This is a genomic window from Thermomicrobium roseum DSM 5159, from assembly GCF_000021685.1.
In the GTDB taxonomy this organism is placed as follows: Bacteria; Chloroflexota; Chloroflexia; order Thermomicrobiales; family Thermomicrobiaceae; genus Thermomicrobium; species Thermomicrobium roseum.
Genome location: NC_011961.1, coordinates 277638 through 292719, shown reverse-complemented (window position 1 = coordinate 292719; position 15082 = coordinate 277638). Strand labels below are relative to the sequence as shown.

13 protein-coding genes are annotated in these 15082 nt (G+C 66.8%); 5 read left to right on the top strand and 8 right to left on the bottom strand.

The features are described 5' to 3' along the window. Positions 1 to 164 precede the first annotated feature (164 nt). The 5 genes from TRD_RS10585 to menB are packed head-to-tail and all read right to left on the bottom strand — an operon-like array spanning position 165 to position 4885. The gene (locus TRD_RS10585; RefSeq protein ID WP_012642951.1) at positions 165 to 1628 is read right to left on the bottom strand and encodes an o-succinylbenzoate--CoA ligase; all 1464 of its coding nucleotides are present in this window, start codon (positions 1626 to 1628) and stop codon (positions 165 to 167) included. A gap of 12 nt (positions 1629 to 1640) precedes the next feature. Further along, on the bottom strand, positions 1641 to 2042 hold the full coding sequence (locus TRD_RS10580) for a hypothetical protein (protein WP_143714775.1): 402 nt from the start codon (positions 2040 to 2042) through the stop codon (positions 1641 to 1643). After that, positions 2039 to 3124, bottom strand: a complete 1086-nt coding sequence (gene menC / locus TRD_RS10575; protein WP_012642847.1) for an o-succinylbenzoate synthase — start codon at positions 3122 to 3124, stop codon at positions 2039 to 2041. Before menC ends, TRD_RS10580 begins: the two co-directional genes overlap by 4 nt. After that, positions 3121 to 4044, bottom strand: a complete 924-nt coding sequence (locus TRD_RS10570; RefSeq protein ID WP_012642727.1) for a 1,4-dihydroxy-2-naphthoate polyprenyltransferase — start codon at positions 4042 to 4044, stop codon at positions 3121 to 3123. Before TRD_RS10570 ends, menC begins: the two co-directional genes overlap by 4 nt. 13 nt (positions 4045 to 4057) lie before the next feature. Further along, positions 4058 to 4885, bottom strand: coding sequence for a 1,4-dihydroxy-2-naphthoyl-CoA synthase (gene menB / locus TRD_RS10565; protein ID WP_012643270.1), 828 nt, complete (start codon positions 4883 to 4885; stop codon positions 4058 to 4060). A gap of 952 nt (positions 4886 to 5837) precedes the next feature. Here menB and TRD_RS10555 point away from each other — a divergent pair. The 3 genes from TRD_RS10555 to TRD_RS10550 all read left to right on the top strand — a co-directional run bounded on the left by TRD_RS10555 (position 5838) and on the right by TRD_RS10550 (position 7302). Then, positions 5838 to 6749 carry a cation diffusion facilitator family transporter gene (locus TRD_RS10555; RefSeq protein WP_052294132.1) on the top strand — a complete coding sequence of 304 codons (912 nt, stop codon included), beginning with the start codon at positions 5838 to 5840 and terminating at the stop codon, positions 6747 to 6749. Between the two features lie 138 nt (positions 6750 to 6887). Further along, positions 6888 to 7061, top strand: a complete 174-nt coding sequence (locus TRD_RS14900; protein ID WP_012642804.1) for a hypothetical protein — start codon at positions 6888 to 6890, stop codon at positions 7059 to 7061. A gap of 22 nt (positions 7062 to 7083) precedes the next feature. Further along, entirely contained in the window at positions 7084 to 7302 is a 219-nt protein-coding gene (locus TRD_RS10550; protein ID WP_012642429.1) for a hypothetical protein, read from the top strand. 8 nt (positions 7303 to 7310) lie between these two features. On the opposite strand, the gene TRD_RS10545 is transcribed toward TRD_RS10550, so the two are convergent. The 3 genes from TRD_RS10545 to TRD_RS10535 form a co-directional block, all read right to left on the bottom strand. Further along, positions 7311 to 8762, bottom strand: coding sequence for an NCS2 family permease (locus TRD_RS10545; RefSeq protein WP_012642621.1), 1452 nt, complete (start codon positions 8760 to 8762; stop codon positions 7311 to 7313). Positions 8763 to 9428: 666 nt separating this feature from the next. Next, positions 9429 to 10850, bottom strand: a complete 1422-nt coding sequence (locus tag TRD_RS10540; RefSeq protein ID WP_012642584.1) for a methyl-accepting chemotaxis protein — start codon at positions 10848 to 10850, stop codon at positions 9429 to 9431. Positions 10851 to 10918: 68 nt separating this feature from the next. Then, positions 10919 to 12610: a methyl-accepting chemotaxis protein gene (locus tag TRD_RS10535; RefSeq protein ID WP_012643030.1), complete on the bottom strand. Its 1692-nt coding sequence runs from the start codon at positions 12608 to 12610 to the stop codon at positions 10919 to 10921. A gap of 316 nt (positions 12611 to 12926) precedes the next feature. Here TRD_RS10535 and TRD_RS10530 point away from each other — a divergent pair, with 316 nt between their 5' ends. Next, positions 12927 to 14603 (top strand): S1C family serine protease, encoded by a 1677-nt coding sequence (locus tag TRD_RS10530; RefSeq protein ID WP_012643166.1) that lies wholly within the window; start codon positions 12927 to 12929, stop codon positions 14601 to 14603. Positions 14604 to 14704: 101 nt separating this feature from the next. Beyond that, positions 14705 to 15073 carry a hypothetical protein gene (locus TRD_RS10525; RefSeq protein WP_012643238.1) on the top strand — a complete coding sequence of 123 codons (369 nt, stop codon included), beginning with the start codon at positions 14705 to 14707 and terminating at the stop codon, positions 15071 to 15073. Positions 15074 to 15082: the final 9 nt, after the last annotated feature.

Below are 15082 nucleotides of genomic sequence, written 5' to 3'. Positions count from 1 at the left end.
GCGATAGGCCAACGCTGCATCTGGCTGATCGAGCAGATACATGCCCCACCCCGTTCAGCGGAACCGAACGCTCACCACCTCTCCCCGGGCATTCTACGGCTCGTACGATACCTTGGCAATTCGCAGCTGGCAACGCCAGCAAAGCACGAGCGCTGCCGTGCACCTCACTCCGCGTTCCATGCCTGCCGCACTGCCCACCGCTGTACCTTGCCGCTCTCCGTCCGGGGAAGCTCACTCACGAACCGGAACGCTCGTGGCACCTTGTAGCCAGCCAGCCGTTCCCGGCACCAACTGGCGAGATCTGCCGCGCGCACTGTTGCACCAGGGCGCAGGACGACCGCAGCGACGACGCGCTGCCCCCATTCGACATCGGGAATCCCCACCACCGCCGCTTCCGCGACCGCGGGATGTGCCAGCAGCACCGCTTCCACCTCCGCCGGATAGACGTTCTCGCCTCCGGTCACGATGAGGTCGTCGCGCCGGTCGAGCACGGTCAGATACCCATCCTCGTCGAGATAGCCGAGGTCACCTGTCCAGAGCCAGCCATCACGCAGTGCGCGAGCCGTGAGGTCGGGTCGCCGCCAATAGCCGGGCGTGACCACTGGACCGCGTACGGTGATCTCCCCCGGCTCCCCTGGTCCCGCCGGACTACCGTCTTCCCGCACGACCCGCAACTCGTTCGGGTAGAGGGGTCTGCCGGCCGAACCGAGTTTCCGCAGCGCATCCTCCGGTGCCAAGGTCGCCAGCTGCGAGGCGGTCTCAGTGAGCCCGTAGGTCTGCAGAACAGGAACGCCGAGCGCAGCGGCATGCTCCAGCAAGGGTCGGGGCGCCGGCCCGCCGCCGAGCAGGACGGCGCGCAGATGACGCGGATAGGGACGCTCCCCTCGCTCCTCGAGCATCCGCCAGAGCATCGTCCCGACGACCGAGAGCAGCGTCGTTCCCTCCTCGATCGCCCGGTTGACCGACGCCGGATCGAACCGTTCGTGGAGCTCCACCGCGAAGCCGCCGATGACGCTGCGGAACAGGATGGAGAGCCCACCCACGTGGAACAGCGGCAAACACAGGAGCCAGCGGTCCTCCGGCACGGCCCCGATGTTCAGCTGAGACCCGAGCGCGCTCCACCAATGGTTCCCGTACGTCAGCAATACTCCTTTCGGTCGGGACGTCGTCCCCGAGGTGTAGACCAGGGTGTGCACAGCCGCGAGATCGATCGCGCGCCGCAGTTCCACAGTCGTCGTAGGAAGCGACGACCACTCGCGGTCGATCTCCACCACGGCACCCGACCAACCATCCAGTAGTGAGCAGGTCGCGCGATCGACTACCACGACCCGCGGCTCGGCATCGTCGAGCAGTGTCCGCAGTTCGCTGCCGGTGAGCCGCACATTGAGCGGGACGAGGATCGCGCCCAAGCGGCTGACCGCATGGACCAGTTGGACGAACTCCGGCCGGTTCGCCATCACCACGGCAACGCGGTCGCCCATTCGGACACCGAGGCCGGCCAGGCGCCGAGCTGCTTCGTCAGCAGCCGCGGCGAGCGAGGCGAACGACCAGACACGGTCGCGCCAGACGAGTGCCAGACGATCAGGAGTGGTCTGCGCACGCCAGGCGAGCCACTCGGGGACCAGCATCGGCGCCTCCGCTCAAAACCCGCCCAACCCGAACCAATCGAGGGTATACGTCAGCGCGAACGGCCAGAGCAGAACGGAGTAGAGCGCGAAACGGACGATATCGACGCGACCGTAATCGACCTGCCAGGGATCGAGGAGGACGAACCCAGCTGTCCAGGCTGAACCAGCGACGAGATACGCGGCGAGGCCGAACAGTGCTCCTCGCCAGCGAGCTCCCCGCCAACTCGTCACGCCTCCGCCGATCCAGCCCGCCGCGACGAGCAGCGCACTGGCCACCGCCAGCAGATTGGCCAGCCCTCGCGACGTCGCGAGGGCACGCGGGACGAGCACCGCGGAGACAGCCAGCCCCACCGCGGTAGCGAGCACGGCGACCCAAAGCCCCAAAACCATGCGCTTCCTCTCGCCTGTCCTCATCCGTCTTCCTCTCCTGCCAGCATCATCGTTCGATCCAGTCCCAACCCTGGTCCAGGCGGGAGCACGAGTCGGCCGCCCAGCGGCTGGAACACTGGCTCGCGACCGAGCGGTTCGACCAGACCAGCGGTGGCGAGCCCGTGAGCACGCTCTGCATTCCCTGGCAGTGCCGCTGCCACGTGGAGGGCTGCCACCAGACCGACCGCCGATTCCAAGTTACTCGTCACCACCACTGCGATCCCAGCTCGCTCGCATCGTTCGGCCAGGTCGAGCAACCGCTCCACACTGCCCACGAGCGGCAGCTTGGCGATCACGATATCCGCTGCCCCCAAAGCGAGCGCCCGTTCCAGTTCGTCTGGGCCGGCGAGCACCTCGTCAGCGGCGAGCGGCACCGGGCTCTGCCGCCGCAACGCCGCGAGTTCCTCCAGGGAACCCACCGGCTGCTCCAGGTACTCGATTCCGAGCGGTGCGACTGCCCGCGCAAAAGCGAGCGCAGCGGCGACCGCCGCGGAAGCGTTCGCATCGAGCCGCAGCTGAACCTCCGGGCCGACTGCTCGGCGGACTGCCGCGACGCGCTCCACCTCGCTCGCCGCGATGCGCACCTTGAGCTTGAGGGCCCGGAATCCGGCAGCGACGGCTGCGCGCGCAGCCTCGACCGTGCGCTCCGGATCAGCGATCCCGATGAGCGCGTTCACAGGGACGGAGGAGCGCGCCGACGAGCGCAGCCAGAAGGCCAGGGGCACACCGGCCCGCTGAGCGCTGACATCGAGGAGCGCCGTTTCCAGCGCCGCCCGCGCCGCACGCGCTCCCGGTGTCACCGCCGCAACCCGCTCCAGCGCCTGCCGAAGTGCGCCCTCTCCCTCCTCGGCAACCGCACGAAGCGCTGCCAACCAGTCGGCTGCCTCCGGAAGCGCACGGTCCTCCGTTCCCGGCCAGGGAGCGACGTCCCCGAGCCCGACCAATCCATCCGCTGTCGCCACGCTGACCAGGATCCCTCGCCGCGTCCCCAGCGAACCCGCAGCCGTCTCCAGCGGAGCGCGGAAGCGGAGGCGGTACCATCGCCAATCGAGGCGCGAGCCGCTCACCCGAGCAACCCCAGAGCGAAGAGCATGGCGAACAGCAGCTGTAACTGACCAGTCCGCTTGAGGACAGGGTTGAGCGACGGCCCCTCCGCACCGCGCAGCACCACCCCCACGAGTCGGAGAGCGAGGGGCAACGTGAGCGAGGGCAGCAGCACCGCCGGCCCGGCCCAGCCGAGCAGCCAGAGCAGCACGGGGACCAGATAGGCCCCAGCAACCAGCACGGCGTACTGCCAGCGCGTCGCCCGCTCACCGATGCGAACCGCCAGCGTGCGCTTGCCGGCAGCTCGATCGGTCGGGATATCGCGCAGATTGTTGACGACGAGGATCGCGGTGATGAGGGAACCGACCGGGACCGCGGCGAGGAGCGCGAGTCCGGATAGGGAACCGGTTTGGAGATAGGAGCTGCCACCCACCGCGACGAGCCCAAAGAACACGAAGACGAACACGTCTCCCAGCCCCGCGTAGCCGAGTGGCACCGGCCCAGCAGTGTAGAGGATCCCAGCCGCGATGGAGGCGAGACCGATCACCAGAATCGGCCAGCCCCCGACCCAGACCAGGTAGAGGCCGAGCACTGTGGCCAGTGCGAAGGTCAGGACGACAGCCCGGCGCATCGCGGCGACCGTTACCAAGCCACGAGCAGTGATGCGCGTCGGCCCGACCCGATCGGGACGGTCCGCCCCCTTGAGATAATCAAAGAGATCATTGGCATAGTTGGTCCCGACCTGAATGAGGAGCGCGGTCACCAGTGCCGCCAGGAACGGTAACCAGCGGATCGTCCCGGCTTCCCGTACCCCGGCTGCTGTCCCGACGAGCACCGGACCGATGGCAGCGACCAGGGTGGCCGGTCGCGCCCCCAGCCACCAGACACGCCAGCTGGCGCCTCGTCCGGGCATCCGTGCAGGATCGCTCACCGGGACACTCATGCAACTCGCTCCATCACGGGAAGCGCGGGAACTTGGAGAAATCCGGCTTGCGCTTCTCGAGGAACGCCCGGTGCCCCTCCTTGGCCTCTTCAGTCAAGTAGTAGAGGAGCGTCGCATCACCAGCCAGCTGTTGCAATCCAGCCAAGCCATCGGTATCGGCGTTGAAGGCTGCCTTGAGGAAACGGATCGCCATCGGGCTCTTTTCCAGGATCTCCCGCGCCCACTCGACTGCTGTCTCCTCGAGCTTCTCATAGGGCACGACCGCGTTGACCAGCCCCATCTCCAGCGCCTCTTGCGCGGTGTACTGCCGGCAGAGGAACCAGATCTCCTTCGCCTTCTTGTGCCCGACGATCCGCCCGAGCAACGTCGCGCCGTAGCCTGCGTCAAAGCTCCCCACTCGTGGCCCGACCTGACCGAACTTGGCATGCTCAGCAGCGATCGTCAGGTCACAGACCACATGCAGTACATGCCCGCCCCCGATCGCATAGCCGTTGACGACCGCGATGACTGGCTTGGGCAGATAGCGAATCTGCTTCTGGAGATCCAGCACGTTGAGCCGCGGGATTCCCTGATCGTCCACATACCCGCCGTGGCCGCGCACGCGCTGGTCACCACCGGAGCAAAACGCCTTGTCCCCGGCTCCGGTCAAGAGGACGACGCCGATCGAGCCATCCTCTCGGGCATGGGCAAAGGCGTCCATCATCTCCATGACCGTGAGCGGGCGGAAAGCGTTGCGGACTTCCGGCCGGTTGATCGTGATCTTGGCGATCCCCTCACCGGCGAGTCGCTCGTAGAGAATGTCGGTGTACTGCTTGATCGGTACCCACTCGAACTGATTCATTCGTCCTCCTAACGCGTCGTGCCGGCAGTGCCAGCTTCCTTTCTGCTCATCAATCTTAGCCATCTCCCACCATGAGAGCCGGCCCCGCACCCGCTGCCCGACCCCGAGCACGGCAGGGACACCGAACCCTCGAGCAACGCGCCACGCGGACCAGACCGGCCAGCGCCCGAGCCAAGCACTGTCGACAGGATCAGCGCGTACCGCGGGTGCCAACCTCGCCCCTGACCCGGTGATAGTTGCAGGAACGGGAGGTGTCGGGGGACACGACACGGCAAGCAGTCGGGGGAGCCTTTTTCGAGCCCCATCCGCTCGACTATCGAGCACTGTGCCCGGCGACCACCCTGTGCGGTCGTCCGACCGCCTGGCAAGCGCTATCCTCCTCACCCAAATGCCCCTCGGGAAGCTGAGTGCGCCTACTCAGGCCTACCGGGGCCGGAGCGATGGAACGGAATGCTCGAGTTCCGAAATAGCTGGCCTGGGGGAACATGGTCGATACGGCTCGTTTTGGACCGACTCCGCACGTCGCAATCCACAACCCGAGCACGGTTAGCGCGTGAGCGGTCGAGCGCGTCGTCTCTCGGCGTTCCTGCGCCGTTGCCGCCGTGACGAATCGGTACCGGTAACCGCTCGAGACGGGACTGCCCAGTGCGACCCAACTCCCGCGCGCGATCTCACCCAAGCGAGCCGAGCCTCTCCCGCTCGCGCCAGGGCAGGCCGATCGCCGTTTCGTCCATTCAGCAGGATCGAGCAGTGCACGCCGGGCAGGTGCGAATCGATCCGGCCGCACTCCCAACCCCGCCGCGAGCGCTGTCGGGAGCGGCGAGCCTCGGCCGATCAGCATTCCCAGTTTTGCCAGCGTGAATTCATCGTTTGCTCTTCTCCGCGCCCAGTCGCCCCGCGTAGAGTTACTCCGAGCGGTGAGCAGCGCGCGACGGCACGGATGGAAAGGATCGTGCAGCGTTCCTCGCGAACCCGATCGATCAAACGCACGCTGGTGACCGTGCTCGTGCTCAATCTCACGGTCGCGATCGCCAAGCTCGTGGTCGGCTTCGTTTCCGGCAGCCTCTCCATCTTGGCTGATGGTCTGAACTCCCTGCTCGATGCCTCAGCGAACATTGTCGGACTCGTCGGCATGGCCATCGCGGCGCGCCCGCCCGATCCCGACCACCCCTACGGGCACCGGCGCTTCGAGGCGCTGACCTCGCTGGTCATCGCGGGCGCGATGGGTCTCCTGGTCGTGCAAATTCTCCAGGACGCCTGGCATCGTCTCCAGGAACGCGTTCAACCAGAAGTCACTCCCCTTTCCTTCGCCGTCATGCTGGTCACGCTGCTCGTGAATATCGGCGTCAGCACGTGGGAACGCCGGCGCGGGCGCGAGCTCCACAGCTCGATCCTGAGCGCCGACGCCAAGCATACGGCTGCCGATGCACTCGTCTCGCTCGCCGTCATCGGTGGGCTGGTGGCTGTCCGTGCCGGTTACGCCATCGTCGATCCGCTCCTGGCGATCGGCATCGCTGGTGTGATCGCCTGGGGCGCCTGGACGATCATTCGGGATGCCGCGCTCACCCTCTCCGACGCCGCTGTGGTTCCAGTCGAGGTGATCGAGCACGCCGTGCGGGGCGTGCCCGGCGTCCGGGGTGTCCACAACATTCGCACGCGCGGCGGCGACGGTCTCGTCTGGGTCGATCTCCATATCCAAGTCGACCCGGAACTGAGTGTCCGCATGGCCCACGAGATCGCCAGCGAAGTGGCGCGCATGGTCGAGCAGACCATCGGTCAGGCCGCCGATGTCACCGTGCACGTCGAGCCGGCGCTCCCCGAACACTTGCGCGTCACCCGCGGCTACCGTGTCTGGACCGAATGACCGCTCCGCTCCGCGGACGCCGCCAGGCCACCGCTCCAGCGCACCGTTCGATGAGCCAGCGTGGTATGATGATAGAGCATCGACCCCTTCGAGACGATCAGCGCACGTGCTGTGCGCACCGGTGGAAGGAGCGCGATCATGCCGCGACTGCAGGTGCTCATCTGGTTCTTGCTGCCGCTCTTCGCTCTCCTGGCCCTGATCACCTTCGCCGGTTGGGTCAGTGGTGCAGTGGGCGCCATCCTTTTCGTCGCGCTGGCAGCGCTCATCATCGTGCTCGCTCTCGTCCTCGCACGCCAGCGCGCTCCCAGCTGACCAGCGCATCAGGTATCCAACCGTGCTCGACCTCGCGACCGTGTTAGTGGCTCTCGGTGCGTTTCTCCTCGGCCCGCACTGGCTGCTCGGCGCCATCCGCCAGGCTGACCAGTGCGAGGCCGCCGGTGATCCCCTGGGTGCCTTGGCCTGGACGCTGGCTGCGGTGCTGGGCGCCTATGCGGTCGCCCTGGCCTTCCTCGTCCTGGTCATCCAGGCCGCCCGGCACAGCTTCGCTGCGTGAGTCCCGGCCTAGACGACCAAGCCCAGGGCATGACGCAAGAAGTAGATGACGAACGCCGCGCTCACCACATAGAGGACCGGGTACACCTCGCGGAACTTGCCGCGGAAGACCTTGATGAGCGTCCAGGTGATGAAGCCCGCACCGATACCGTCGGTGATACTGTAGGTGAAGGGCATCATCAGCATGGTCATGGTGACCGGAAGCCCGACTTCGATATTGGCGAAGTCGATACCCCCCACCTGCACACGCGACGGCTTCCCCTCGGCTTCGGCTTCGGCTCGGCTGAGCACACCCATCATCATCCAGCCGACGACGATCAGTGCCGGTGCCGTCGCTTGGGCCGGGACGATCCCGACGACCGGCCAGAACGGCATCGAAAGGAGGAACAAGATCCCAGTGACCACCGAGACCAGACCGCTCCGCCCACCGACGCCGATGCCGGCCGCCGATTCGATGTAGGTCGTCGCCGAGGAGGCGCTGCAGGCGCCACCGACGACCGCACCGAGCGAGTCGACGAGCAACGCCCGCTGTGCCTGCGGCAACTCGCCGCGCTCGTCTAAGTAGCCTGCCTGCCGCCCCACGCCGATCAACGTTCCCATCGTGTCGAAGAAGTCCGCCAGCATGATGGAGAAGACGACCAGAATCGCGGAGAGGACGCCCAGCTTGGCGAAGAAACCGAAGCTGAAGTCACCGATCCGGCTGAAATCCGGTACCGCGATCCACTGCGTGGGGAGCTGGGCCACGCCGGGTGGGAACGCCTCCGTCCCCGTCACGGCACGGGCGATGATGGCAACGACCGTGGTGAGCAGGATCCCCCAGAGGAGCGCCCCGCGCACGTTGCGCGCGAGCAAGAAAAGCGTGATCAGCAACCCAACACCGGTGACGAAGACCGGCACGCTGTTCAAGTCACCCAACCGCACCAGCGTCGCCTCGTCGCGTACCACGATGCCGCCATTGACCAGACCGATGAACAGAATGAAGAGCCCGATGCCGACCGAGATCGCCTGCTTGAGTTCGAGCGGGATCGCCTCCATGACGTAGCGCCGGATACCGAGCAGGACCAGCACCGTGATGACCAGCCCCTCGGCGACGATCACCCCCATCGCCTCGGCAGCGGTCAGTCCGAGCGCTCCCATCAGCTGGAACGCGACGACAGCGTTCAGCCCCATCCCCGGGGCCATGGCATAGGCCCGGTTGGTCGCCAATCCCATGGCGATCGTCATCACACCAGCGACGAGAGCGGTCGCCGTCGTCACCGCGGAGATCGCAAGCTTGTCCGGCACATCGGGAGCGCTCAAGATCTGCGGATTGACGAAGATGATGTAGGCCATCACCATGAAGGTCGTGACGCCGGCCAGAAGTTCCGTCCGGACATTCGTCCCCAGTTCCCGTAGATGGAAAAAGCGTTCGAGCCAGCTCTCGCCCGCCGCTGCTCCTGCCCCGACAGCCCGCCCGCTCACGTCTCACCTCCTCCGGCTCACCTTCCCGCACAGCGGATACTCTACCGGCCGGGCGAAAAAGCGACAAGATAGGCGCGGATCCACCCGTCGAGGTCGGCCGGGCTGCTTCGAGAAGACTGCGATCCGTCCCTCTCTCCTGGCGGGTCATGACCGATCGCAGCACTGAGCAGAGTACCGTGCCCGGAGTCACCGTCACCCGCCGCCATCCACCGCGAATCGTCGTGGCTCCAGGGACGAACCGACCGAACGGAGACGCCACCCGTGTTCAGGAGGTTACTCCCCTCCTGACCAGCGTGATCGAGAGCGAGAGACGATCGCGGGCAGAAGACCGATCGAGACGCCGAGACAGCGGCGCGCAAAGAGCCTTCGGACACCCACGGGCATGGAGCCGGGGAACACACCGTGTCGCGACAGCGCCGTTCCTCGTCCAAGCGATCGATCAGCCGGAGCCGCGTACCGGACAGCCGTGCCTGTCCGACCGGCCCTAGTCACTCCTCGCGGGGTGCACGGAGCTGGCTGCCTCCAGCGGCTCGTGCCTCACCCCGCGCAGGAGTCGAAGGGGCCCACTGCGCACGGATGAGGAGGCTCCGGCCTCGATCGCTCGGCAACCGGTGGGCAACGTCGACCCGCTCCCTGCGCCTCGATCGAGTCGTGCGGGACACTTGCTCACATGGTCCGCAGCGTCTCGAGCAACGAGACGATTTCGGCTGAAATCCGTCGTACCTCTTCCACGAGTTCCCGCGCTCGCTCGCGGTCGCCCCGGTTCCAGGCGCGCACCGCCTCGGCAGCTGTCTGGTGCAAGCGCTGGTGCGGCGCTTCCAGTTGGCGAAAGACGCTGGAGTTCCCGTAGCGCTCGCGACCACGACCGTAATACCAGCGTCCCAGCCGGCAGACAGTCCAGTCAGCCACCTGCTCCGGTTGCAGCTGCTCCTTGCCGTGCAGCATGGCCAACAACCGCTGCACCCACAACAGGTGATCCGCCTTCGCCACCTGCACGAGCTGGGCATCGGACAAGGCGAGCGTCGTCTGCGCGATCAACTCCCGCATCGCCCGCAGTCGCTGCATCTGCTCGAGGACACCGACCGTCAACTCCTCGGCCTGCCGCCCGACCGATTCCGCGACCTCCGCGACCGCCTGCACGTTCCGCGCCAGCTGGTTGACCGCCTGGGCCTGCTCTTCGGCTGCCGACGCGATCTCCTGCAAGGGAACGACGATGGAATCGACACTCTTGCGGATCGAGGCCAGCGCCTCCTGCCCACCGGCCGCCACCAGCGCCCCGTTCTCGACCTGCTCGGCGACAACACCCATCGCTTCGCCGACCCGCTGCATCCCCTCGGACAGCGCCTGGACTTGCTGTCGAATTCCCGCCACCGCGTCTTGCGTCGAAACGGCCAGGCGCCGGACCTCCTCCGCCACGACGGCAAAGCCGCGTCCATGCTCGCCAGCTCGCGCCGCCTCGATCGCGGCATTGAGCGCCAGGAGATTCGTCTGTTTGGCGATCGACGCGATCGTCCCCAGGACTTGGGTGATCGGGTGTACCGCCTGCGACAGCTCCTCGATCCGTCGCTGGAGCTCAGCCACCGAGCGAGCGACGTCTGCCAAAGACCGTAAGGCCTCATCGACCCGCTGGATCCCGGCATCGGCACGTTCGGCTGCCCCGCGGGCAGCATCCGAGACTTGTCCCACGCTCCCGAAGACGAGCTGGACAGCTTGCGCCAGTTCCCGAGCGACACTGGCAGCTTGCGTCACTTGCTCCTTCTGCGCGCGGAACGCCTGGGAGAACTCATCGGCCGCGCGCACTGGCCGGAGCCCCTCGGCCACCGCACCCGATGCCGCAACGAGCAACTCGGCGACGCGGTCGCGCCAGGCCGCGACCACGCCCGCCCATTGTCGGCGCAATGCTGGCGGTAACTCAGCGACGACTTGCTCGGCCGCCACCAGGTCGCCGCGCGCCAACTCCGTCGCCAGCCGCTCCAGGGCGATCCAGATCGCCTCGTCGCCAGCCACCTCCGCGGGTCCCTGTCCAGGCCAGGCATCCGCCACCGCTGTCCCACCTGCTCCACGCAGGTCCGGCACTCGTTCACCCATGACGGCCTCCTTCGATCCGCCACGCCACCGCTTTCTCATCGTTTTCATCGGCAGTCACGGAACACTCCTCAAGATCCATCGTCTTCCTTCCAACCGACCAGAGCCGCACCCCACCGGTGCCCTTTGACGAAGAGGGGCACGGTAATGACCGTCATCACCTCACCGGTATCGCGCGCATAGGTCTGGACCAGAAACTGCGACCGCTGCTGCGGTGATTCGCGCAGATCACAGCCTGCCCGGATGAAGTCCTCGCGCGAGGCCATGTTCGGCAACCGCTCGGCCGCTGCGCCGAGCCCAACGCGCGCTCCACGCACCAGCACCCGCTGATCCCAGAAGAACCGCTTGACCCGATTGCCGGCCAGATCCCGCTCCGGAACGCCGGTCCAGTCCTGGCAAAAGGCCCGGTTGTGCATCGGCGCATAAGTGTTCAGATCGATGGGGAGCGCGAAGACCAAGCGCGGTTCCTGGCGCAGGATCGTCTCCATCTCCTCCGACAGCTCCAAATCGACCGCAGCATCGTACGCCGTGCTGTACTTGGGGGGCTGGAAACCTTCTGGCGGTACCCGGCTCACGTCGAAGAGGCGCGCCAGCGAACGGATCGCTGGCCCTTTAATCTCGGTGTAGCGGAGTTCCAGCACGTCCGCGAGACGGAGCCGTCCCTCGTCGACCGCTCGTTCGAAGACACGTTGGCAGCGCTCGGCGAGTTCTCGACAGGCGGCGAGCGCCCGATGGAACGTCGTACCGGTATCGACTTTGGCAAGCTGTTCATAGGCATCGGAAGCAACGTGCGCGAGCGCGAACGTCTCCTCGGCGATCCGTTGGGCCTGCTGTTCGATCGTACCGATGCTCTCGACGATCTCCCCGAGAGAGGCAACCGCGCGCTCGAGGGCAGTCGTTTGCTCATGAACGGTGCGTGCGATCGCATCGACCGCCTGCGCTGCTCGCGCCGCGAGCTCGCTCGTCGCTCGAAGGGTTGTTCGGACCTCCACCGTCGCGGTTGCCGCAGCCTCGGCGGACTCGACGCTCCGACGGAGCGACTTATGGACTGGCGCGAGCTGCGCAGCGACTCTATCCGTCAGCGCACGGATCTCGCGCGTCTGCGTCGCTGCATGCTCAGCCAGCTTGCGTACTTCCTCCGCCACGACCGCGAAACCGCGACCCTGCTCGCCAGCTCGCGCCGCTTCGATCGCGGCATTCAGCGCCAGGAGGTTCGTCTGCTTGGCTATCGTGGCGATGACTTCGCTCACCTGCGTGATCTGCGCCACGTCCGCGAGCAGCATCTGCAACCGCTCCGCCGCTTCTTGCAGGTGCATCTGGAGTGCGACCACTTCCTGCTCAGCCTGCTCGCTCGTGCGCAGACCGCGCGCGGACTGCTCATCGACGGCCTGCGCAGCTGCCGCCGCGTTCCCTGCCGCAGCGGCCACCTCCTCCACGCCTCCGTGTATCTCCCGCAACGCATGCGCCACTGCGTCAGCCTGCTGGCGCGTCTGGTCGATCGCCTTGGTTACTGTTTGGATGCGCAGCGCGCTCCGCGCCACCCCGATCGCCGACCGGCGCACCGATGCCTCGAGGGCACGCAACGTCGCTTTGAGATCACTCGCCAACACCTCGAGCGCACGCGTCACTCGGCCAACCGCCGGATCGTCCTCCTGCAGGACGATCGGACGACTGAACGAGGAGATTCCCTCCTCGAAGAACGCTCGCAACCGTTCCAGGAGCCCGTGCCTCGTGTCGCCGGCACGTTCTTCGCTCTGGTCCAAGTCTCGTGTTCGCGCGTGCCTGGTTCCCTCAGGTATCATCGCGACACCCCCAGTCGAGCAACAGGAATCGCCGTTCTCCTCCGGAATATCGGCAGCGACAGCTCCCACCGAGAGGGACACCTAGTCATCGGAGGAGTCGCAAGCGGAGACCTCTCCTGCTCGCGCTGTTGCTGGATTGGATGCGCGGTATGCCGGTATCGACTGGCGGCGCGAACACCAGTTAGAGGAGCGCGGTCCATTCCTTGCCACGCGACCGGCCTTGTGCCATCATCGGGCCAGCACGGCACCCGATCGCGTGGCAGGGCAGGCTGAAGCGATGACGCGGACGAGTCAGCAGACGACGCGAGCGCGGCGGTTCGCAGCGCTTTCCACCCGACTCCTGCTCCTGCTCGCGCTTCTCGTCACTGCTTGCCGTAGCCTCCCCTTCCGCAACCAGCTGACACCGCCACCGACGGCGCCCCGCACCAGCGAGCAACCTCTTTCCTGGGCAGACGTGGAAGAGCGCCTGCGTCCTGCGACCGTCTTGGTCGAGTTCGCCCGTGGCGATCAGCCACCATTTCCCGTCACCGGCGTCGCCTACGCGCCAGGGCTCGTCTTGACGGTCGCTCCCCCCATCGCTGACCAGCCACCGACCCAGGTGCGTGTCCGCGCACCCGACCAGAACGAGTCCGAACCAGCCGAACTGCTCGGTCTCAGCACGTGCGATGGGCTGGCCGTCGTGCGCGTCGCTTCCCCCCGAAACCTCCCCCTCGCTCCGCTGGCCACGAACAAGACACCGGACATCGGCGAGGACGTCCTCGTCTTCGGTTACCCGGCGAGCGACCCCACCAAGCCACCGATCAGCCTGCCGGCCGCAGCGACCGGCACCGCGACCGACCCCGACCGCGAGCGCGATGAACTCGGCGTGAACATCGCGCTCGACGACCTTATCTTCGGCGCTCTGATGGCGGATCGCTATGGTGCGGTACTCGGCCTGGCGCTGCCGGATGGCCGTTTCCTCCCCGCGGCGACAGCGCTCCAAATCGCCCAGACGCTCGCCGAGGGACGCGGCGTCCTGTGGCTCGGGATCCAGCTGAGCATCCACCGCAACGCGGAGCGCTTCGGCACCGCGACCGGTCTCGTCGTCCGCGGGGTGAACCCCGGCGGCCCCGCCGCCACCGCTGGTGTCGAGCCGGGTATGCTTCTCGCTCGTCTCGACGACACCGAGGTTTCCAGCTTCAGTCAGGTCTGCGGTATCCTGCGCCAGCATCGCCAGGGCGACGAACTCACCGTCGAACTCCGCCAGCCGCGCGCCGCCGAGATCGCCATCCTGACGACGACTATCCGCGTCGGCGAGCCGAGCCAGCGCACACCGACCGTCATCCGGGTCGAGCCGCGGCCAGCCGAGGGACAGCGACTCACCTACCGCTGGACGTTCGACGAGTCGACCCAGAACGACTGGCCGCTCGGCCGGAGCGATCTCGGCTCGGGCGAAATCGCCGACGGGGCTTATGCGGTCACGTTGACCCGCCCGCAAGCGTTCGGCATCCTCGAGCCCCGCACCGTTCCACCCGGCACCGACCAGCGGGTCCGGACTCGCGTCACGATCCCTGACGAAACAGGGGTCGGCCTCCTTGTCCGTTCCACTCTCGAGCCGGACCAGTCGCGTTCCTTTTATACGTGCATCGTGGTACGCTCCGGTGGCCAACTGGTCGCGCTCTGCTCGCTTATCCTCGCCGGCGAGCCGCTCGTGCTGCTGCCAGTCACACCGCTCGCGGTCAGCCTGCCGCCAGACGAGCCGCTCGAACTCGACCTCGCGGTCCAGGACAGCACGCTCACCTTCCGCGTCGCCAGCCAGACCGTCGCCGATCTCGAGGACCCACTGCTCGGCAGCGGCACGATCGGTCTCTGGGTGGAAAGCTTCGACACCGTCCCGGTCACCATCCGCTTCGACGAGGTAGAGGCCGAGCTCGTACCAGCCAGTGGCAAGACCCGTGGGCAGATAACCCGTTGAGTATCCTGCTTTCCCGTAACCGACGCCTGCCAGACAGGTCGGTGAGCGCGAGCATGTCGGCGACATCACGGGCGCATCGCCCGTCCGATCGGGGAGGCACGATGTCAGGCCGCTCGTCCCTGCGTGCAGCCTGCCGTTGGTCCCGACAGACGGTTTTCTGGCGAGCCTTCCAGCGTTTCCGTTCAGGCGACGGGGCTCTCCACGCGTCAGCCATCGCCTCCAGCGCCCTCCTCACGCTCGGACCGTTTCTGCTCTTGCTCGCCATCGTGACGAGCAGGCTCTTGCGCGGGACGATCCCGCCCGACCTCGTTCTCCAGTTTCTCCTGAGCGAGGTACCGCACGCTTCACCATTGGAGCCGGAACTCCGCGGTATCCTGACCAGGCAGGCAGACACCGCGAGCGGGCCGCTGGCACTGGTGACCATGCTGCTCTCCCTCTGGTCAGCGAGTGCACTCGGTGCAGCGCTGTGACGCGGGTTC